Origin of the sequence: Herbiconiux sp. 11R-BC, from assembly GCF_049472555.1 — a bacterium.
Lineage (GTDB): Bacteria > Actinomycetota > Actinomycetes > Actinomycetales > Microbacteriaceae > Herbiconiux.
Genome location: NZ_JBCEBO010000002.1, coordinates 442,091 through 462,514 on the forward strand (window position 1 = coordinate 442,091; position 20,424 = coordinate 462,514).

Consider the following 20,424-nt stretch of genomic DNA (forward strand, 5'->3'; position numbering starts at 1 on the left):
AGAGAATGACAACAACGTCGTCCGAAACGCGACGAGGCCGCGGCAAACCGCGTGGCTCGTACGCGAAGTCCGACGAGAAGCGCCGCACCATCCTGGATGCCGCCCTCGAGGTCTTCTCGCAGTCCGGGTACCGCTCGGGTTCGATCCGGGACGTCGCCGAACGCTGCGGTATGAGCGAGGCCGGGCTGCTGCACCACTTCCCGAACAAGAGCGCCCTGCTCGCCGCCGTGCTCCAGCGCCGCGACGACCGCACCGTGCAGTTCATCCCGCTCGAACCCGAGCTCGGCGGGCGCTCCACGGTCACCGGGCTTCTCGAGCTCGCGAGCTACAACGCCTCCATCCCCGGCGTGGTCGAGCTCTACTGCACCCTGTCCGCCGAGGGGACCTCGCCCGACCATCCCGCCCACGAGTACTTCATCAACCGCTACAACTGGTCGCGCGACGTCATCACGCGCGCCTTCGAGATCATCGAGTCGGAGGGCGATCTCCGCCCGGGCGTCACCCCCCGCAGCGCCGCCATCCGCACGCTCGCGATGATGGACGGCCTGCAGGTGCAGTGGCTGCTCGACCGCGAGGCGCTCGACATGACCGAGGAGCTGCGCAAGTTCTTCCGCGGCCTCGTGAGCTACGAACTCTGACCACGATCCGATGACCGCCGACATCCCGACCCGCCGCCGCGGCCCCTACCGCAAGAGCGACGGGCGCCGTCGCGCGATCCTCGCGGCCGCCCTGCAGGTGTTCTCGAGCTCCGGCTACCGGGCGGGCTCGCTCCGCGACATCGGCATGGTCGCGGGCATCGACCCCTCCTCGATCCTGCATCACTTCCCCACCAAGGAGGCCCTGCTGCAGGCCGTGCTCGAGGACAAGGAGGAGCACGACCTCGAGAACCTGCCCTCGCCCGAGCAGGTCGCGCCGCGCGACATCCCGACCGCCCTGCTACGCCTCGCCGAGCGCAACGACCGCGTTCCCGATGCCGTCGCGCTCTACGCGGTGCTGGCGGCCGAGTCCACCACGGCCGGGCATCCGAGCGCCGAGTACTTCCGGATGCGCACCGAGCGCACCCGCCGCGACTTCCGCGAGCTGTTCGAGCACATGGATGCCGCCGGCCTCCTCGCGGAGGGCATCGACCCCGAGTACGCGGCCCGCTCGACCTTCGCGATGTGGGACGGCATCCAGACCCACTGGCTGATCGACCGGACCGCGGTGAGCGTCACCGACACGCTCCGCCGCCACCTGCAGAGCATCACGAGGGTTTCCGAGATCTGATCGGAGCGTGTTATCGTTCCAAAATCCAATCGTTGTTGGATATTCGCTCTCGCAAAGGTGCAGCATGATCTCGGTCCCGTTGAACGACGGATGGACTGTCTCGCCCAAACGCGGACTCTTCGACGGTCTCTCGGGCGAGCTCGCCCCCGCCGAGCGCGTCACGCTGCCGCACGACGCGATGCTCGGGCTGCCCCGCTCGGCCGATGCCCCTTCCGGCTCGCACAGCGGCTACTTCCCCGGCGGCGCCGTGGAGTACACGCGCACCCTCGAACTCGGGGCCCGAGCCGGCGACGGCACCGCCACGCCCGACGCCGTGCACACCCTCGTCTTCGACGGCGTCTACCGCGACGCCATGGTGTTCGTGAACGACAGCTTCGCCGCGCAGAGCCCCTCCGGCTACTCCCGCTTCGCCGTGCGCCTCGACCCCTTCCTGCGCTTCGACGGCCCGAACGAGATCCGGGTCGAGGCCCGCGCCCACCGCGACTCGCGCTGGTACTCGGGCCTCGGCATCCACCGCAACGTGGCCCTCGTCACCGGTCCGCTCGTGCACATCGCCCTCGACGGCGTGCGCGTCTCGACCCCCGGGGTCGACGACGACGGCGCCCTCATCGTGGCCGAGACCACGGTGGTGAACGACAGCCTGCGCACGCGCACCGTCTTCGTGAGCACCGCGATCAACGACCCCGACGGCGCCGTGATCGCCGAGGGCCGCAGCCCCCTCACGCTGCTCGCGGGCGAGTCCGGCGTCGTGCGCGAACGCCTCTGGGTCGAGGCGCCCGAGCGCTGGAGCCCTGACTCTCCCGCCCTCCACACCGCCACCGCGACGCTCAGCGCGGCGGACGACGGCGCCCCTTCCGACGACACCACCACCGTCACCTTCGGTGTCCGCCGTGTTCAGCTCGACCCGCGCCACGGCCTGCGCATCAACGGCGAGACCGTGAAGCTGCGTGGCGCGTGCATCCACCACGACAACGGCGTCATCGGAGCCCGCTCGATCGCCCGCGCCGAGGAGCGCCGCATCGAGCTGCTCAAGCAGGCCGGCTTCAACGCCGTGCGCAGCGCGCACAACCCCCTGAGCCCCGAACTGCTCGACGCCTGCGACCGCCTCGGAATGCTCGTGATGGACGAGTCGTTCGACATGTGGCTCGAGTCGAAGTCCCGCTTCGACTACTCGCTCGCCTTCCCCGAGTGGTGGGAGCGCGACCTCGAGTCGATGGTGGCGAAGGACTTCAACCACCCGAGCGTGATCTTCTACTCCATCGGCAACGAGATCCCCGAGACCGGCCGCCCGCACGGCTCGCGAGTGGGCCGTCTGCTCGCCGAGAAGGTGCACGCGCTCGACCCCACGCGCTTCACCACGAACAGCATCAACGGCCTCGTCTCGGTCATCCGCGAACTGCCGCCGATGGCCACCGCGGACGGGGCGACGGATGCGGACCCCGGCCTGGCCGCGCCCGCCGACATCAACGACGCCATGACCGACATGGGCTCCACGATGACCGAGCTCATCGCCTCCGATCTCGTGACCACCCGCACCGAGGAGTCGTTCGCAGCCGTCGACGCGGCCGGCTTGAACTACGGCGACAGCCGCTACGTCTCCGACGCCACCGCCTTCCCCAACCGGGTGATCGTGGGCACCGAGACCTTCAACACCCGCATCGGCACCACCTGGCCGCTCGTGCTCGAGAACGACCACGTGATCGGCGACTTCACCTGGACCGGCTTCGACTACCTCGGCGAGGCGGGCATCGGCCGCGTGGACCACACCGAGACCGGCGGCGCCTTCGACGGCACCTCGGGGCCGTTCCCATGGCTGCTCGCGTGGTGCGGCGACATCGACCTGATCGGCGACCGCCGCCCGGTCTCGTTCTACCGCGAGCTCGTGTTCGGCCTGCGCACGGAGCCCTACCTCGCAGTGCGGCGCCCGCGCACCGACGGGCTCCTCCCGGCGACGGGGCCGTGGTCGTGGTCGGACTCGGTGTCGTCGTGGAGCTGGGCCGCCGCATCCGGCACCCCCGTCGTGGTCGAGGTCTACACCGAGCCCGGGGCCGACGAGGTCGAGCTGCTGCTCGACTCGCGCTCCCTCGGCGTGCAGCCGGTGTCGCGGCAGCGCGCGCTCTTCACCGTGGGCTTCGAGCCGGGCGAGCTCGTGGCGGTGGCTCGCACGGCGGGCCGCGAGACCGGGCGCACCGCGCTGCGCAGCTCGGAGGGCCCGCTCGTGCTGACGGCGGGTGCCGACCGTTCGAGCATCAGGGCCTCCGACGACGACCTCGCCTTCGTGACGATCTCCCTCGCCGGCACCGACGGCATCCTGCGCCCCGACGACGACCGCACGGTCACCGTCGCGGTCGACGGGCCCGGCGTGCTGCTCGGCCTCGGCAGCGCGCGGCCGGCCACCGAGGAGAGCTACCTCGGCGCGAGCCACCGCAGCTTCGACGGGCGCGCTCTCGCGGTCGTGCGCCCCACGGCGACCGGCACGATCACGGTGACCGTCACGGCCGAGGGATGCACGGCCTCGGCCACCACGATCACCGCCGGCTGAGGGAACTCAACGCGGGGCGGCGCGCTCGAACCGCAGCACCGCAGCAGGGCCGCGGTTCAGTCCTCGTCGCCCGAAGCGGCGGAGTCGGCGGCGCGACGGGCGTTCGCCACCTCGATCACGGCGTTGATGAGCGACTCGGCCGAGCGGCCCTTCGCGATCACGTCGACCCGCAGGCCGTAGGCGCGCGCGTCTTCGGCGGTGCGCGGACCGATGGCCGCCACGAGCGTGGACTCCGGGATGGGCCCGAGCTGGAGCTGCACCTGCTCCGCCACCGAGCCCGAGGTCACCATCACGGCGTCGATGGCGCCGGCGGCGACATCCGCGCGGATCTGCGGATCGACCTGCACGCCGATGGTGCGGTAGGCGACCACGGACTCGACCGTGTGGCCGCGGGCGATGAGCCCCTCGGTCAGCACGGGCTTCGCGATGTCGCTGCGGAGCGTCAGCACCCGCAGCTCGGGCCCGAACTGCTCGAAGCGCTTGAGTTCGCGCAGCAGACCCTTGGCCGAGTTGTCCTCCGGCGGAACGAGGTCGACCTTGTAGCCGGCAGCCATCAGCGCGGCGGCGGTGGTCTCGCCCACGGCGGCGATGTGCGTGGAGGAGGGCACCACGGCCTGATGCGCGGTGAGCACGTCGACCGTGGTGGCGCTCGTCATGGTGAGCCAGTCGAAGCCCCCGGCGGCGAGCGCCTTGAGGGCCCGGTCGAGCGTCTCGGCGTCTTCGGTGGGCGCGAAGTTGATCATGGGCGCCACGATCGGCTTGGCTCCGACCGCGCGCAGGTCGGCGGCCACACCGTGGCCCCAGGGGCCGCCGCGGGGAACCAGGATGCGCCAGCCGCCGAGCGGGCGCTGCGCCCACGCGGTCATCGGCCGGCCTCCGGGTCGAAAGAGCCGGTGTCGGAGGATGCGTCGAGACCGCCGAGCGGCCCCACCGCAGCCAGCTCCGCTGCTCCGTCTTCGAGCAGCTGCGTCGCCACCGCCTGGCCGAGCAGCTCCGCCACGAGGTGGTCGTCGCCGAACAGGGCGGCCGCGCGTTCGCAGCCGAGCTCGGCCGCGCCATCCGCCTGGTACACCGTGGCCGAGAGACGCAGCTCGTCACCCGAGACCGTCGCGGTCGCGCCCACCGGTGCCGCGCATCCGGCCTCCAGCGCCGACAGCACCGAGCGCTCGGCGAGAACGGCCGTGCGTGTCGGTTGATGTTCGATGCTCAGCAACTCGGGAATGCTGTCTCCCTCTCGGGTCTCGATCGCGAGCGCACCCTGACCGGGAGCCGTCGGCCACAGGTCGAGTGCGAAGAGTTCGGATGCTGCGTCCAGCCTACCCAGCCTAGTCAACCCCGCTGCCGCCAGGACCACGGCGTCGAGCTCACCCGAGGCGACCTTGCCGAGGCGGGTGTCGACGTTGCCGCGGATGTCGACGACCTCGAGGTCGGGGCGCAGGGCGAGCAGCTGCGCCACCCGGCGGGGCGAGCCCGTTCCGACGCGCGCGCCCTGCGGGAGCTCGTCGAGGGTGAGTCCGTCGCGCGAGCAGAGCGCGTCGCGCGCATCCTCCCGCTCGGGCACCGCCCCGATCACGAGGCCCGGATAGGGCTCGGTCGGCAGGTCTTTGAGCGAGTGCACGATGAGGTCGCACTCGCCCGCCACGAGGGCCTCGCGCAGCGCGCTGGCGAACACGCCGGTGCCCCCGAGGCTCGCGAGCGACTCGGTGGAGCGGTCGCCCTCGGAGGTGATGATGACGATCTCGATCTCGATGCCGGTCGCCTCGGTGATCGCCGCGGCGACGTGCCCGGTCTGGGCGCGCGCGAGAGCGCTGCCCCGGGTGGCCATCCGCAGCGTGGTCACGGCGCGAGTCCCGCGAGCGCCGGCTTGAAGCCGAGTCGCACGTTCTCGCAGCAACCGGGCCGGCACACGTCGTACCACGGCCCGAGCGCCGTGACCGAGCCCCGCTCGGCCACGGGCGTGCCGTTCACGCGCTCCAGCACGAGGTCGACCAGGCCCGAGACGTAGGCCGGGTCGACCCCGGGCGTCGGCGTGCGCACCGCGTACAGGCCGTGCTCGGCCGAGGTCTCGAGGGCCTCGTTGTCGAGGTCCCACATCACCTCCATGTGGTCGCTCACGAAGCCGAGCGGCACGATCACCACGGCCTTGACGCCGCGCGCGGGGAGCTCCGCGATGGCGTCGTTGATGTCGGGCTCGAGCCAGGGCTGTGTGGGCGGGCCCGAGCGCGACTGGAACACGAGCTGCCAGGGAACGCTCTCGCCGGCGGTGGCCGCCGCCATCACGACCTCCGCCACGGCCTGGTGCTGGGCCCGGTAGGCGCCGCCCTCTCCGAAGCCGCGCGACGCGGGGCCCGAGTGCGCCGCGTCGGCCGAGGGGATGGAGTGCGTGGTGAACAGCACCTCGACCTCGGTGGTGACGTCGATGCCGGGGAAGCGCATCCGGATGTCCTCGAGGGCACCGTGGACGCCGTCGATGAACGGCTGCACGAAGCCGGGGTGGTCGAAGAACTGCCGCACCTTGTCGATCGTGATCTCGCCCGCGAGACCGGTCTCGTCGAGGGCGATCGCGAAGTCCTCACGGTACTGGCGGCAACTCGAGTAGGAGCTGTAGGCGCTCGTGGCGACGGCGATGAGCGAGCGGTAGCCGCGGTCGTGCGCTTCGGTGAGCGCCTCGCGCAGGTACGGGTCCCAGTTGCGGTTGCCCCAGAGCACCGGCAACTCGATGCCGCGCGCAGCCAGCTCGGCCTCGAGCGCGCTCTTGAGCAGCCGGTTCTGCGCGTTGATCGGGCTCACGCCGCCGAAGGCCCGGTAGTGGTGGGCCACCTCCTCGAGGCGCTCGTCGGGGATGCCGCGGCCGCGCGTGACGTTGCGCAGGAACGGGATGACGTCGTCCTGCCCCTCGGGGCCGCCGAACGAGGCGAGCAGGATGGCGTCGTAGGCCACCGGCTCGATGACGTGCTCGGGGCCGGAGGCGGCGGCCGGGCTGGCACCGGGAACGACAGCCGCGCCGGGTACGACGGCGGAACCGGACTCGGGGCCGGTCACTGCAGCACCTCGACGATCTCGGCCGTGTCGATGCGCCTTCCCGTGAAGAACGGAACCTCCTCACGCACGTGCAGGCGGGCATCCGTCGCACGCAGGTGGCGCATCAGGTCGACCAGGTTGGTGAGTTCGTCGTCTTCGAGCGCGAGGATCCACTCGTAGTCGCCGAGAGCGAAGGAGGCGACCGTGTTGGCCAGCACCGAGCGGTACTCGGAGCCCTTGCGGCCGTGGTCGGCGAGCATCGCGCGCCGCTCGTCCTCCGGCAGGATGTACCACTCGTACGAGCGTACGAAGGGGTAGACGGTGAGCCAGCCCTTGGGCTCCGCGCCGCGCATGAACGCGGGCAGGTGGCTTGCCGAGAACTCGGCGTCGCGGTGCACGCCCATCGCGTTCCAGGTGGGCAACAGGTCTTTGAACAGGCGCGTGCGGCGCAGCTGGCGCAGCGCCCACTGCAGCGTCTCGGGAACGCTGCCGTGCAGCCACACCATCACGTCGGCGTCGGCGCGCAGGCCCGACACGTCGTAGAGGCCGCGCACCATGACGTCTTCTTCGTCGAGCTCGGCGATGACGTCGTCGAGCTGGCCGACGGCATCCGGAACCTCGGATCCGTCGAGGAACAAGGGGGCGTCGGGATTGCGGCGGAAGACCGCCCAGAGGGTGTAGCCGAGAACGGGGACCGCCTCGGAGTCTTCGACGTCGCGGGCGGGGTGGCTCGACGGCTCGACGTCGACGGTCGGGTCGGTCATGGTCCTTCTTCGTGTTCGGTGCGGGTGGTGCAGGGTAGAGCGGGGGGAGTTCGGTTCGCGCCGGAGCGGGAGACCGGATGCACGGGGCCGGGCAGACGGGCGGGGCCGGCCGGCTGCGCCTTACTTTCTCGACGCGGCGAAGCGGAAGCCCAGCACCGCGACGCCGGCGACGAGAGCCGCGGCGCCCGCGACCCCGGCCACGAGGGCGCCCGGGTTCTCGGCGCGCAACGTGTTGAGGCGGGTCTTCAGCCGGTGGGCGGCGTGCCGGGCCTGCTTGGGCAGGTTGAGCTTGAACTCGATGGCGTCGAGAGTGGCTTTGAGGTCGGCGCGGGTCTTCTCGATGTCGGCCTGCAACTCGGCCTGGGAGCGCCGGGGCGGTTCGGGCGCGGTGGCGGCTTCACTCATGACTGACCCAATCCTTTGACCGTGTTGACGTCTTTCTTGATGCTCGTGATCGCGTCTTCGGGAACGATCGGCAGTCCCTTCTTGACCGACGCCACTCCGGCGAGAACGAGGATGACGGCGATGAGCAGCAGTGCGCCGGCCACGATGAGGGCCGCGGCCCAGCCCGGCAGCACGGTCGCGAGGCCGAGAACGGCGGCGGCGATCAGCGTGGCGAGCGCGAAGAACGCCAGCAGAGCGGCCACCACGAAGAGGCCGACGCCGATGCCGAGCTTCGCCAGGCGGGCGGTGAGTTCGCGCTTGAGATTCTCGATCTCGTCCTTGAGCAGCTGCACGATGAGCGTCGGCAGCTCGGCGAACAGGGAGACGAGTGACCGGCGGGCTCGTTTGTCGCGTTCTTCTGTCACGGTGACCTCCTACTCGGCGGGCGCGGTGTCGGCGGCGTCTGCCCCGGCCGCGGAGGCGGCCTTCTTGGTGGCAGCGGCCTTCGGCGCGGTGTCGGGCTTCGTCGCCTGGGTCTTGCCCACGGGCTTCGGCTTCGCGGGAGCGGCGGCGGCGGCACCAGCAGAGGCCGGCTTGGCGGTGCTCGGGCGCGAGCTCGACTGCTCCGGCTTCGTCAGCGGGTCACGGCCGATCAGGGCCGCCAGCGCATTGCGCGCCTTCTGCGAGAGATCGGCCTTCACGGCGTCGACGCGCGAGCCGGCGAAGTCCTGTACGGAGTGCACTCCGGACTGCACCACCGGGGTGTTCCACACCTTCTCGGCGCCCGCCTTGATCTGCTCGTACCGCTCGCGTCCGGCCCGGGTTCCGAGGACGTACCCCGTTGCCAGCCCGACGACGAAGAGGAACTTTCCGCGCATGTGAACTCCGATCGATCGCGAGTACAGGGTTCTTCCCAGCGTAGTCCCCTCCCCTGGAGGTCGCATGGCCGGGGGTGGGGGCGGTCCTGGGCCGAAGCGGCGCGGGGGCCGGCGGTCCGGGCCACCGGCCGGTGCTACTCCGGGCGCAGCCGCGGGGCTCCGCGCAGCTCGGCCGCGAGGCCGGATGCGGTGAGCCGCGTCTGCTCCACCGTGGCGGCGAGCCCGGTGCCCGACACCCAGGCCCCCACCACGTCGAGGCCGTCGACGTCGTCCACCGCGGCAAGCACCTGACGTGCCCGCGCCTTGTGGCCGACGGTGGCGAAGGCGAGGGAATCCGCCCAGGCGGTCGTCGCGAACCCGGCCACGTCCGACTCGGAGAGCGGGATGCCGAGCAGCGCACTCGCATCGCGCACGACGGTGGCGAGATCGGGAACCAGGGCCTCGTCGGCACCGGATGCAGCCCCGGCGGACTGCCCGGCCGCCGGCGCCCGCCCGGCCGCGGCAGACGCATCCGGCCCGCGCCGCCCGTAGGAGAGCCGCACCACGTGCCGCCCCGCGGGGAGGGAGTCGCCGAGCCAGGCCCACTTGGCGCTCGAATGGGTGAGCGCCTTCGCCGTGACGCCCGGGGTCCCCGGGGCCACCAGCACACCGGTGCCCCGGGGATGCGCGTCGAGGCGGGCGTCGTCGATCACGAGGGTGGCGACGGTCACCGAGGCGGGCGCGGGCCACTCCCCGGCGAGCGCGCCGGGTTCGACGCCGGCCTGCGCCAGGAGTCCGAGGGCGGGGCGGAAGCCGGTGGCGACCACGACGGCGCGGGCGTCGAAGCTCTCTGCCGCATCCGGGCCCGTGACGCTGCCGGCGACGGGCTCGACCTCCACGATCCACTGGCCGCGTGCGGCCGAGATCTCCGCGTCGAGGCGCTCGGCGGAACCGGGGCGCAGTTTGTCGCGCCTCGACACCGCGGTCACGCGCGCACCCGTGCGGAACTCCACGCCGTAGTAGCGGCAATCGGCCTCGAGGGCCTCGATCAGGCGGTGCATGCCGCCGGCGATGCCCTGCACCTGCGAGCCCGCGGGCGCCATCTCGCGCAGCGCCATCACGGCGCCGGAGAGCGAGCCCTGGGTGGTCATGGCCTGGGTGAGCCCGGGCGCCACCGTGTGCACGTCGACGACCGAGGGGTCGGCGGAGTGCACGCCGGCCACGACCGGCGTCACGAGCCGCTCGAGCACGAGGCGGCCCATGCGGCGGCGCACGATGTCGCCGAGGTCGGTCTCGGCGCGCACGCGCACGAGCGGCATCAGGCGGTCGAGGTAGGCGCGCAGCGCTCCGCCCCAGCCGATGATGCGGCGTACGTCGTCGGCGAGCGGAACGCCCGGGATGCCCAGCACGCCGGCCGCCGGCAGCGGAGCGGCACCGCCGTCCCACTGCACCCACGCGCCCGCGGGGTTCGGCGCCACGATGTCGGCGCCGAGGCCGAGCTCGGTCACCAGGGAGGCCACCGTGCCCTTGCGGGTGGCGAAGCTTTCGGCGCCGGAGTCGAGGTCGACCCCGGCCACCGTGCTGCGGGCGACGAAGCCGCCGAGGGCGTCCTTCTCTTCCACGACGACGACCGCGTTGCCGAGGTGGGCGAGCTGGCGGGCGGCGAGCAGGCCCGCCACGCCGCCGCCGATCACGATGACGTCGGGCACGCCGCTACACCTCCCCGGTGAAGCCGAAGGGCGCGTCGGAGGGCAGCGCGGGCGGCAGCGCTTCGCCCGTCGAAGGGGCCGCGGCCCGCTCGGCCTGCGGCGCCGGCGCCGGTACCGGCGCAGGCGCCTGCGCGTGCACGAGCTCCACGATGCGGGTGAGCACGGCGGGATCGGTCTCCGGCGGAACGCCGTGGCCGAGGTTCAGCACGTGCGCCCGGGCGCTGCGGCCGCGCTCGAGCACGTCGAGCACGTGGGCCTCGAGCACCGGCCACGGGGCCGCGAGCAACGCCGGATCGACGTTGCCCTGCAGGGTCACGCCGCCGCCGAGCCGGCGCGAGGCCTCGTCGAGCGGGATGCGCCAGTCGACGCCCACCACGTCGACGCCGACGTCGTGCATCGGCTTGAGCACCTCGCCCGAGCCCACCCCGAAGTGCACCGTCGGAACATCCAGGTCTCGGATGTGCGCGAGCGCCGCCGCGGAGAACGGCGCCACCCGCTCCACGTAGTCGGAGGCGCTCAGCGAGCCCACCCAGGAGTCGAAGAGCTGCGCGGCGCTCGCACCGGCGATGATCTGCGCCCGCAGGAACCGGCCCGTCACCTCGGCCGCCCAGCCGAGCAGGCCCTGCCAGGCCTCCGGGTCGGCGTGCATGAGGGTGCGGGCGCGCAGGTGGTCCTTCGAGGGGCCGCCCTCGACGAGGTAGGCGGCGAGCGTGAAGGGAGCGCCGGCGAAGCCGATCAGCGGGGTGCGGCCGAGCGCCGCGACCGTCAGCATCACGCCCTGTTCGATCGCGGTGAAGTCGGCGCCGGCCGGGTCGGGCAGCGCCTGCACGTCGGCGAGGGTGCGCACGGGCTTCGCGAGCACCGGGCCGCGCCCGGGCTCGATCTCGACGTCGACGCCGGCCAGACGGAGGGGGATGACGATGTCGCTGAAGAAGATGCCGGCGTCCACCCCGTGCCGGCGCACGGGCTGCAGCGTGATCTCGCTCGCGAGGGCGGGGTCGAGGCAGGCGTCGAGCATCCGTGTTCCTACGCGCAGTTCGCGGTACTCGGGCAGGGAGCGGCCGGCCTGGCGCATGAACCACACCGGGGTCACCGCGCCGCGGGTGCCGCGGTAGCTGGTGACGAGGGCGGAGGCGGCGGTGCGGCCGTCGACGAGCGGATGCGTAGCGGGCAATGTCACCGACACATCCTACGGCGGGCCGCCTGGCCGATCGCGGGGAGAGGCGGCCGCGGATGCGCGCCCCACGGGCATCCGCGCGAGCGCGGCCGGGCATTGCGGCCGCGCCCGAACCTGGGTAGACAGGTGTCGACGGAGGTGCTCCATGAGCGACGACGAGACGCGACCCGAGAACCAGGCGCCGGTGCCGGCATCCGAGCCACCGGCTGCGGAGGGCGACCAGGCCGCCCCGGCGTTCCCGGCCTATCCGCCCGCCGGTGCCCCGCCGGCACCCACGCAGCAACCCGGTTCCGGCCCCACGCCCGGCGCCTCCCCGAGCGCACCGCATCCCGGCTACGGACCGACCCCGCCCGCCGCCGGCACCGGCCCGGCACCCCATCACCCCGGCTACGGACCGACCCCGCCCGCCGCCGGCTACCCGCCGCAGTACGCCCCGCAGCCCGGCCAGCCCTACCCGGGTCAGTCCTACGGCGGCCAGCCCTACCCCGGTCAGCCGGCCACGCCGCAGCCGCCCCGGCGCGGACTCGGCGTGGGCGCCATCATCGCCATCGCGGCCGGCGGCGCGGTGCTGCTCATCGTCGCGGTCGTCGTCATCGTGCTCCTCGTCGCCCATTCGGTCTCGAGCTCGCTCGGTCAAGGAGGGGGACAGGGCTCTCAGAGTTCGCCGTCCGCCGCCGTCACCGACTACCTCAACGCCATCGCCGACGGCGACTCCGCCACGGCGCTCGCCCTCCTCAGCTCCCCGCCCACCGACACCACACTGCTGACCGACGAGGTGCTCGCCGCCTCCGCCGCCCTCGCCCCGATCACCCAGATCGAGGTCTCGGGCGGGCAGCAGAGCAGCGGCTCGGCCGACGTCACCGCGAGCTACCTGCTCGGCGGCACCCCCGTGCAGACCCAGTTCAGCGTGCTCGACTACGACGACGACGGCTCCTGGCAGATCAGCGGCGGCACCGGCTACCTCGAACTCACCAAGTTCGACGGCCTCGGGCTCGAGGTGAACGGTCAGGCGGTGACCGCAAGCGAGGCCGAGGTGTTCCCCGGCGCCTACCAGCTGGCCACGACCCTTCCGAACTTCATGCTCACGGGCGACACCACCGTCGTCGTCACAGACCCCTTCACCTCGGCCGACACCACCGGCATCGAGCCGGGGCTCACGGATGCCGCCACCGCGCAGTTCCGCTCCCTCGTGAAGGCGGCCGTCGCCGCCTGCATGGCCTCCACCACGCTCGCGGCCGGCTGCGGCCTCGACCTGCCCCCCAGCCTCACCGACGGCACCCAGCTCACCGAGGGCACGATCGCGCGCACCCTTCCGGCCGACACGGCCGCCACCCTCGACTCGCTCAAGGTCACGCTCAGCTACGACAACCCCACTCTCGCGGAGGGCGAGTACGTCGGGGCGATCGACGTGTCGGCCCAGTGCACGCAGAGCGGAGCAACCGGCACCTGCTCGGTGCTCTTCGGCCCGTCGCTCGGCCAGCCGTCCATCGACATGGCCTCGCCGAACCCGACGGTGGTGTGGGGCTGATCCCCGCCCAGCAGGTTCTCCGGATTCGCGGGCGTAGAATGCATCAGTGCTGATCTGCCTGACCGCGAACCACCGGAACGCGAGCTTCGACCTTCTCGAGAAGCTGTCGGTCGGCACCAGCGAGGTCGCCAAGTCGCTCGTGATCGAGAGTGATTTCGTGCAGGGCGCCGTGGTGCTGGCCACCTGCAACCGCTTCGAGGCCTACCTCGACATCGACGAGCCGCTCACCGCCGGGCTCTCGCTCGCCGTCGAGCAGGCGGCCGAGTCGTTCGGCACCGCCTCCGGAACGGATGTCGGCGAGCTCCGCGACAGCCTCACCGTGCTCTGCGGAGACTCCGTCGCCGACCATCTCTTCGCGGTCTCCTCGGGCCTCGAGTCGGTCGTGGTGGGCGAAGACGAGATCGCCGGCCAGGTGAAGCGCGCCCTCAGCACCGCCCGCCGGGAGGGGACGACCTCCTCCGACCTCGAGCGCCTCTTCCAGCGCGCCTCCCACACCTCGCGCGACGTCAAGACCAAGACGGGCCTCGGCGAGGCCGGCCGCTCGCTCGCCCGTCTCGCGCTCGACCTGGCCGAGAGCCGGGTCACCGACTGGGCGCGCACCCGCGTGCTGCTCGTCGGCACCGGCCAGTACGCCCGCGTCACCCTCGCGAACCTGCGCGACCGAGGCGTCACCGACATCCGCGTGTTCTCGCCCTCAGGCCGGGCCGTGGTTTTCGCCGACAAGCAGGGCCTCGAGCCCGTCGCCGCCGGTGGCCTCCGCACCGCCGTGGCTTCTGCCGACGTGGTCATCACCTGCAGCACCGCCGACACGGTGGTGCTCGACGCCGTCGACGTCACCGCCGCGAATGCCCTGCCCGGCGCGTTCGAGCGCCGCCTCGTCATCGACCTGGGCCTGCCGCGCAACGTCGACCCCGCTGTCGCCTCGGTGCCGGGCACCGAACTCCTCGACCTCGAGACCATCAGCCTGCACGCCCCGCTCGACGAGCTGAACGCCGAATCGGATGCCCGTGCTCTCGTCGACGAGGCCGCCGCCGAGTACCGCGCGGGCAAGGCCGAGGCCGAGGTCACCCCGGCCGTCGTCGCGCTGCGCTCCCACCTCTTCGACCTTCTCGACGCAGAGCTCGAGCGCTCGAGTTCGCGCGGCGACGCCGAGGAGACGCAGCGGGCGCTGCGGCACCTGGTGGGCGTCATCCTGCACTCCCCCTCGGTGCGCGCCCGCGAGCTCGCGCGCGAGGGCCGCGCCGACGAGGTGTTCGCGGCCGTCGAGACGCTCTTCGGGCTGAGCGCGCCGGCAGCGGGGCGCGCGGTTCCGGATGCCGCGGCGGCACCCGACATCGCCCCGACAGCCGACGATGCCGACCTCGACGCCGGTACCGGCGCATCCTCCGCCGCGGTCTCGCTCGACGAGCGCCGCCGCGCCGCCGGAGCCTGATCCGTGCCTCGGCGTCCGACTCTCCGGCGCCTTCCGTGACCCCCGGGCCCGGCGCCGCCCCCTCCGCGCTCCCGGCCATCCGGGTGGCGGCGGTCGCGCTGATCCGCGAGCGACGGCTGCTCATGGTCACCGCGCGCGCCCGAGACGTGCACTACATGCCGGGCGGCAAGATCGACCCGGGCGAGACGCCCGTCGAGGCGGCCGTGCGCGAGGCCCGCGAAGAGGTCGGGGTGGAGTTCGAGCCGGCGGGCGAGCATCCGCTGTTCACGGTCAGCGTGCAGGCGCACGGGGAGCCCGAGGGGCGGCTCGTGCGGATGCAGGTCTTCGGCGGCACCGCCACGGGCGAGCCCCGCGCCTCGAACGAGGTCGACGCCCTGCACTGGGTCACCACCGCGGATGCGCATCGCTGCCCGCCCGCCGGCGCCGAGACCCTGCGCCGCCTGGCCGCCCTGGGCCTCATCGACTGACGCCCCCTCCCCACACCCGCGAGACGGGTCAGAGGGCGACGGCGGCGAGCACGCGGGCCACGTCGGAGGCGTCGTTCCAGAGGTGGAAGGCCACGCGCACGCGCCCGGCACGGGCCGACGCCGCCACCCTGGCGGCGGTGAGGGCCGCGAACTGCCGCCCGTCGGCATCCGGCCACGTCACGATCGCACTCGCCGTCGCGGGTTGCCCGAGGTGGTGGCGCAGTGCGTTCGCCAGGCCCACGCAGTGCTCCTGCACCGCGGCCAGATCGGCCTGCGCGAAGAGCTCGAGCGTGGGGGCGGCGCCGATCCAGACCGGCCACGCCGGTGAGACGTCGAAGCGGCGCGCGCTGCCGGCGAGCGCCATGCCCGGTCCGTAGCACGACCCCCACACGTCGCCGCCCGCGTACCAACCGGCCGCCGTCGGCACCAGACGCTCGGCGAACTCGGGCCGGAGTGCCAGGAACGAAGCCCCGCGAGGGGAGCAGAGCCACTTGTAGGCGTGACAGACTGCGGCATCGAAGCGGCTCGCGTCGACGGGCATCCAGCCCGCCGCCTGCGTGATGTCGCAGAAGGTCGCCGCACCGTGCCGGGCGGCCGCCGCCACGATCGCGTCGGCATCGGCGAGCTCGCCCGTCGCCGACTGCACGAGCGAGAAGGACACGAGGGTGGTGCTGGGCCGGATGCTCGCCGCCAGCTCCGCGAGCGGAACGCACCGCACGCTCAGCCGGCCCTGCTGCTGTTGCACGAGGAAGGGGTAGACCATCGAGCTGAAGTCGCCGTCGACCACCAGTACCTCGGCTCCCTCGGGAAGCGAGCACGCCACCATCCCGGCCGCCACCGAGACCTGCGAACCGACGGCCACCTCGTCGGGCGACACCGACACGAGCTGCGCGAAGGCGCTGCGGGCGCGCTCGACCGCGGCGCCGTAGCCCAGCGGGTCTCGATGCCCTTCGCTCCAGGCGGCGAGATCGGCGGCGAGCGCGGCCACGGCCTCGCGCGGCGGCGCTCCCACCAGGCAGGCCGAGAGGTAGCCGGGGCGCACGTCGAAGTGGCTGCGCAGCGCCTCGACGGAGAGGAGCTCGTGCGTGGTGGTGCTCGCCGTTCCGCTCATGTCCTCAGCTTCGCGGATGCGCGATTCATTCGACAATGCCCAGCCAGCGATGCAATCGATAACGTCTTGTTATGCCAGAGGCGTAGGATTCCGCCATGACCCTCGTTCCGCTCGCGAGCGCCTTCGACCTCGACTCGCACACCCTGCGCCTCATCGCCGCCGTGGCCGAGTACGGCTCCATCACCCGGGCCGCGGCCGTGCTCGGCTTCAGCCAGCCCGCCGTGAGCCAGCAGATCAAACGGGTCGAGGCCCGCATCGGCATGCCGCTCGTCACGCGTGCCGGCCGTGGCATCCGGCTCACCGATGCGGGCGAGGTGCTCGCCCGCCACGCCGGCGCGGTGCTCACGGCCCTCGATTCGGCGGCGGGCGAGCTCTCCGATCTCTCGGGCCTGCGCACCGGAAGGGTGCGTCTCTCCGCTTTTCCCTCGGCGTCGTCGACGATCGTGCCGCGGCTGATCCGGTCGATGGCCGCCGAGCACGCGGGCGTGCGGTTCACCTACACCGAGGCGGAGCCGCCAGAGGCGGTCGCCGCCGTGCGCGACGGCGTGAGCGATCTCGCCATCGCCTTCCACTACCCCGACGACCGCGCCGACGCCTTCACCGAGAGCACCGAGGGGCTCGTGGTGCACCACCTCGCACGCGACGAGCTCGCGCTGCTCGCGCCCGCCGCGCATCCGGTGCTCGCGGCGGACGGGCCGGTCGATCTCGCGGCGCTGCGCGGCGAGAACTGGATCGCCGGATGCCCGCGCTGCCGCAGCCACCTGCTCGACTCCTGCGCGCGGTCGGGCTTCGCACCCGCGATCGCGTTCGAGACCGACAACGTGGTGGCGGTGATGAGCATGGTGGCGGCCGGCCTCGGCGTGGCCCTGCTCCCCGAGCTCGCGCTCGAGGCCACCCCGCTTCCGGCAGGCGTGTCGTCGCGCCCCACGGCCGCCCGCGACCACCGGATGATCGTGGCCGTCACGCGCCCGGCCGGCGACCACATCCCCGCTGTCGGCGAGGCACTCCGCCTCCTGCGCGAAAGCACCTTCGCGAACTCGTCGTCGGGCAGCTAGTAGACGTACTCGAGGAAGTCGGTGCCGAGCGTGCGCATCGAGTCGAGCACCGCGAGCCGGCCTGAGAGCTCCGCGTCGTTGAAGCGCATGGTCACCGCATAGGCCACGCCCGCCCGCGGACCCACGACGACGCCGGCCTCGGAGCGCACGCCCGCATCCGTTCCGGTCTTGTTGACCAGTTCGATGCCGTGGTCGGGCTCGGCGTGCGCGAGTGGATCGAGGCCGAACGCTCCGGCCACCATCGAGAGGTCGGTGCCGAGACCGAGCCAGCCCGTCACGAGCCGTGAGGTGGTCTCGTCGACCACCTCGCTGCGGCGCAGACGCCGGAACAACGTGGCGAGCTCGCGCGCCGAGCCCACCGAGAGCTGGGGGGCGTCGTCCGGCCCGCGCACATCGCGCACCACGTCGAGCAGGAAGGTGCGCTTGAGTCCGAGCGACTCGCCGCGCGCCCGCACGGCGTCGAGCCCGATGCGGCGCAGCAGCACGTTGGTGGCGAGGTTGTCGCTCGTGGCGCCCACCAGCGCGGCGAGGTCGGCCACAGGCAGCGCGGGAACCTGGAGGTACTGCCAGAGTCCGGAGCCGCCCGCCGAGTCCTGCGCCGTGCGGTTCAGGATGCTCAGCGCTTCGGCCCCGGGCGCGGGTCGCGCCGAGCGGGGCCGCGAGCCGGCCGAGCCGCCCGTGCCGTCGCCGGGGCCGCCGGTCGAGGATGCGCCGCGCGAGGCATCCGCGCCCCGCCCGTCGCGTGCGGAGATGCGCGCCGCGACCTCGATGAGCAGCAGCACCTTGCCGATCGAGGCGGTGGGCACCGAAAGGTGGTCGTCGACCGAGAAGAGCACCGTGCCGTCGGAGAGGTCGAGTGCGCAGGCGGTGACCTGCACGCCGGAGAGCGCCAGCTCGGTGAGGGCGGCGAACCCCTTGCGGAAGATCACCCCGTCCTGATCGGCCGAGTCGGAGCGGCGCCCGCGCGGAGCCCCGTCCTCCCGTTCGCTCCGTGCCCGTCGACGGATCGATTCCGGCATGCTCGGATGTCCTCCTTCTGCCGACCGTGCGCCTCAGGTCGCGCGACGGGCCGGATCGCTGCTACCAGATGGTCACACGCTCAGCTGGGTCCAACCAGAGACGGTCGTGTGAATCGAGTTCGAACGCGTCGTAGAACTCGTCGATGTTGCGCACGATCTGGTTGCAGCGGAACTCGTTGGGCGAGTGCGGGTCGATCGAGAGCAGGCGGATGACCTCCTCGTCGCGCGACTTCTGCTGCCAGGCCTGCGCCCAGGAGAGGAAGAAGCGCTGGGCCCCGGTGAGCCCGTCGATCACCGGCGGCTCGGCGCCGTCGAGCGACAGCAGGTAGGCCTTCCAGGCGATGCCGAGGCCGCCGAGGTCGCCGATGTTCTCGCCGATCGTGAGGGCGCCGTTCACGTGGTGGTCGGGCACCTGGGCGGGCGCGAGGGCGTCGTACTGGGCGATGAGCGAGGAGGTGAGCTTCTCGAAGGCCTCGCGGTCCTCGGCCGTCCACCAGTCGGTCAGTCTGCCGTCGCCGTCGAAGCGCGAGCCCTGGTCGTCGAAGCCGTGGCCGATCTCGTGGCCGATCACCGCGCCGATCGCGCCGTAGTTGGCCGCCGCATCCCGTGTCTCGTCGAAGAAGGGGAACTGCAGGATGGCCGCGGGGAAGACGATCTCGTTGAAACCGGGGTTGTAGTAGGCGTTGATCGTCTGCGGGGTCATGAACCACTCGTCGCGGTCGAGCGGCTTGCCGATCTTGCCGAGTTCGCGCTGGAACTCGAACTCGCTCGTAGCCCGCACGTTGGCGATGAGGTCGGTGGGGTCGATGACCAGCGACGAGTAGTCGCGCCACTTCACGGGGAACCCGATCTTCGGCGTGAACTTGCCGAGCTTCGCGAGCGCGCGCTCACGGGTGGCGGGGCTCATCCACTCCAGGGTGGTGATCGACTGGCGGTAGGCCTCGATGAGGTTCGCGACCAGCACGTCCATCGCGGCCTTGGCGGTGCCGGGGAAGTGCTTCTCCACGTAGATGCGGCCCACGGCCTCGCCCATCGCGCCCTCCACGAGCGAGACTCCGCGCTTCCAGCGGTCGCGCATGCTCGGGGTGCCGGTGAGGGTGCGGGCGTAGAAGTCGAAGTTCTCCTCGACGAAGGCGCTCGAGAGGTAGGGCGCCCAGCCGTGCACGATCTTCCAGCTCAGCCAGTCCTTCCAGCTCTCCAGCGGCGCCTCGGAGAGCGCGTGGGCGAGCCCGGTGACGAAGCTCGGCTCGCGCACCACGAGCTCGTCGAACACGCCGGCGGGGGCGTCCAGCGCCTCGCGCCACAGCTCGAAGAGCGAGACGGATGCGACGACGCCGTCGGCCGCATCGGCTCCCTCGGCCACGGGCACGCTCGCCGCGCCGCCCGCGAGGTCGAGGAACTCGCCCCAGCTCAGCAGATTGTAGGTGGCCTGCGCATCGCGGGTGCGCACGTTGTCCCAGTGCGAGGAGGCGATGAGCGTCTCGAGGTCGAACACGCGCTGCGCGCGGCGCGGGGCGTCGTCGAGGCCCGCGAGCTCGAACATCCGCTGGATGTGGCCGAGGTAGGCCTTGCGCACCGACGCGAACTTCTCGTCGCGGTAGTAGCTCTCGTCGGGCAGCGAGATGCCGCCCTGCTCCACGAACACGAGGTAGCGCTCGGGGTTGCCGGGGTCGTTGTCGACGAACAGGCGCAGCAGGCCCGAGACGCCCTGGCGTTCGAGCCGGCCGAGGGTGCGCGCGAGGGAGGGCAGGTCGTCGATGGTGTCGACGAGCGCGAGCTGCGGCTCGAGCGGCGTGGCCCCGAGCTGCTCGATGCGCTCCTCGTCCATGAAACTGGCGAAGAGGTCGCCGAAGGTGCGGGCCTCGGTGCCGGCCGGCGCATCCTGGGACTCCTCGATGATCTCGCGCACGGCCTTCTCGGCCTCTTCGGCGAGCTGGTAGAAGGAGCCGTAGCGCGCCTTGTCGTCGGGGATCGCGGTGCGCGCCATCCATTTGCCGTTGACGTGCCGGAACAGGTCGTCTTGGGCCCGGATGTCGGGGTCGAGTTCGGTGAGGTCGATGCCGGATTCAGTCACGCGACAACTCTACGCACC

At 72.4% G+C, this 20,424-nt stretch carries 19 protein-coding genes; 7 read left to right on the forward strand and 12 right to left on the reverse strand.

Features of this window, described 5'->3' with window-relative positions:
* Positions 1-5: 5 nt before the first annotated feature.
* From VD659_RS07060 to VD659_RS07070, 3 genes are all read left to right on the forward strand, one after another.
* A complete protein-coding gene (locus VD659_RS07060) occupies positions 6-638 on the forward strand; it encodes a TetR/AcrR family transcriptional regulator (RefSeq protein WP_423260419.1) in 633 nt (210 codons plus the stop codon).
* Between the two features lie 10 nt (positions 639-648).
* The gene (locus tag VD659_RS07065) at positions 649-1,266 is read left to right on the forward strand and encodes a TetR/AcrR family transcriptional regulator (protein WP_423260420.1); all 618 of its coding nucleotides are present in this window, start codon (positions 649-651) and stop codon (positions 1,264-1,266) included.
* Between the two features lie 64 nt (positions 1,267-1,330).
* Positions 1,331-3,808, forward strand: a complete 2,478-nt coding sequence (locus VD659_RS07070) for a glycoside hydrolase family 2 TIM barrel-domain containing protein (RefSeq protein WP_423260421.1) — start codon at positions 1,331-1,333, stop codon at positions 3,806-3,808.
* Positions 3,809-3,864: 56 nt separating this feature from the next.
* Here the strand turns inward: VD659_RS07070 and VD659_RS07075 are convergent, their stop codons facing one another.
* The 9 genes from VD659_RS07075 to hemE form a co-directional block, all read right to left on the reverse strand.
* On the reverse strand, positions 3,865-4,674 hold the full coding sequence (locus VD659_RS07075) for a uroporphyrinogen-III synthase (protein WP_423260422.1): 810 nt from the start codon (positions 4,672-4,674) through the stop codon (positions 3,865-3,867).
* Positions 4,671-5,633 carry a hydroxymethylbilane synthase gene (gene hemC, locus VD659_RS07080; RefSeq protein ID WP_423260691.1) on the reverse strand — a complete coding sequence of 321 codons (963 nt, stop codon included), beginning with the start codon at positions 5,631-5,633 and terminating at the stop codon, positions 4,671-4,673. The genes VD659_RS07075 and hemC overlap by 4 nt, the downstream gene beginning before the upstream one ends.
* An 11-nt stretch (positions 5,634-5,644) precedes the next feature.
* A complete protein-coding gene (locus tag VD659_RS07085) occupies positions 5,645-6,850 on the reverse strand; it encodes a ferrochelatase (RefSeq protein ID WP_423260423.1) in 1,206 nt (401 codons plus the stop codon).
* Positions 6,847-7,593: a hydrogen peroxide-dependent heme synthase gene (hemQ, locus tag VD659_RS07090; RefSeq protein ID WP_137838269.1), complete on the reverse strand. Its 747-nt coding sequence runs from the start codon at positions 7,591-7,593 to the stop codon at positions 6,847-6,849. The genes VD659_RS07085 and hemQ overlap by 4 nt, the downstream gene beginning before the upstream one ends.
* A 120-nt stretch (positions 7,594-7,713) precedes the next feature.
* Positions 7,714-7,998: a DUF3618 domain-containing protein gene (locus VD659_RS07095; protein ID WP_423260424.1), complete on the reverse strand. Its 285-nt coding sequence runs from the start codon at positions 7,996-7,998 to the stop codon at positions 7,714-7,716.
* Complete coding sequence (locus VD659_RS07100) at positions 7,995-8,402, reverse strand: phage holin family protein (protein ID WP_423260425.1); 408 nt, start codon at positions 8,400-8,402, stop codon at positions 7,995-7,997. The genes VD659_RS07095 and VD659_RS07100 overlap by 4 nt, the downstream gene beginning before the upstream one ends.
* A 9-nt stretch (positions 8,403-8,411) precedes the next feature.
* Entirely contained in the window at positions 8,412-8,855 is a 444-nt protein-coding gene (locus VD659_RS07105; protein WP_423260426.1) for a YtxH domain-containing protein, read from the reverse strand.
* 134 nt (positions 8,856-8,989) lie between these two features.
* Positions 8,990-10,543 (reverse strand): protoporphyrinogen/coproporphyrinogen oxidase, encoded by a 1,554-nt coding sequence (locus VD659_RS07110; RefSeq protein ID WP_423260427.1) that lies wholly within the window; start codon positions 10,541-10,543, stop codon positions 8,990-8,992.
* Between the two features lie 4 nt (positions 10,544-10,547).
* The gene (gene hemE / locus VD659_RS07115) at positions 10,548-11,723 is read right to left on the reverse strand and encodes a uroporphyrinogen decarboxylase (protein ID WP_423260428.1); all 1,176 of its coding nucleotides are present in this window, start codon (positions 11,721-11,723) and stop codon (positions 10,548-10,550) included.
* Between the two features lie 142 nt (positions 11,724-11,865).
* On the opposite strand from hemE, the gene VD659_RS07120 reads away from it, so the two are divergent.
* From VD659_RS07120 to VD659_RS07130, 3 genes are read left to right on the forward strand one after another with little or no spacing between them, the layout of a single operon-like run.
* Positions 11,866-13,248 carry a hypothetical protein gene (locus VD659_RS07120; RefSeq protein ID WP_423260429.1) on the forward strand — a complete coding sequence of 461 codons (1,383 nt, stop codon included), beginning with the start codon at positions 11,866-11,868 and terminating at the stop codon, positions 13,246-13,248.
* 46 nt (positions 13,249-13,294) lie between these two features.
* A complete protein-coding gene (locus VD659_RS07125; RefSeq protein WP_423260430.1) occupies positions 13,295-14,680 on the forward strand; it encodes a glutamyl-tRNA reductase in 1,386 nt (461 codons plus the stop codon).
* A gap of 35 nt (positions 14,681-14,715) precedes the next feature.
* Complete coding sequence (locus VD659_RS07130) at positions 14,716-15,147, forward strand: NUDIX hydrolase (protein ID WP_423260431.1); 432 nt, start codon at positions 14,716-14,718, stop codon at positions 15,145-15,147.
* A gap of 28 nt (positions 15,148-15,175) precedes the next feature.
* On the opposite strand, the gene VD659_RS07135 is transcribed toward VD659_RS07130, so the two are convergent.
* The gene (locus VD659_RS07135) at positions 15,176-16,258 is read right to left on the reverse strand and encodes an aminotransferase class V-fold PLP-dependent enzyme (RefSeq protein WP_423260432.1); all 1,083 of its coding nucleotides are present in this window, start codon (positions 16,256-16,258) and stop codon (positions 15,176-15,178) included.
* Positions 16,259-16,353: 95 nt separating this feature from the next.
* On the opposite strand from VD659_RS07135, the gene VD659_RS07140 reads away from it, so the two are divergent.
* The gene (locus tag VD659_RS07140) at positions 16,354-17,313 is read left to right on the forward strand and encodes a LysR substrate-binding domain-containing protein (RefSeq protein WP_423260433.1); all 960 of its coding nucleotides are present in this window, start codon (positions 16,354-16,356) and stop codon (positions 17,311-17,313) included.
* Here the strand turns inward: VD659_RS07140 and VD659_RS07145 are convergent.
* Positions 17,310-18,332, reverse strand: coding sequence for a serine hydrolase (locus VD659_RS07145; protein WP_423260434.1), 1,023 nt, complete (start codon positions 18,330-18,332; stop codon positions 17,310-17,312). The genes VD659_RS07140 and VD659_RS07145 overlap by 4 nt on opposite strands.
* Before the next feature lie 61 nt (positions 18,333-18,393).
* Entirely contained in the window at positions 18,394-20,406 is a 2,013-nt protein-coding gene (locus VD659_RS07150; RefSeq protein WP_423260435.1) for a M13 family metallopeptidase, read from the reverse strand.
* Positions 20,407-20,424: the final 18 nt, after the last annotated feature.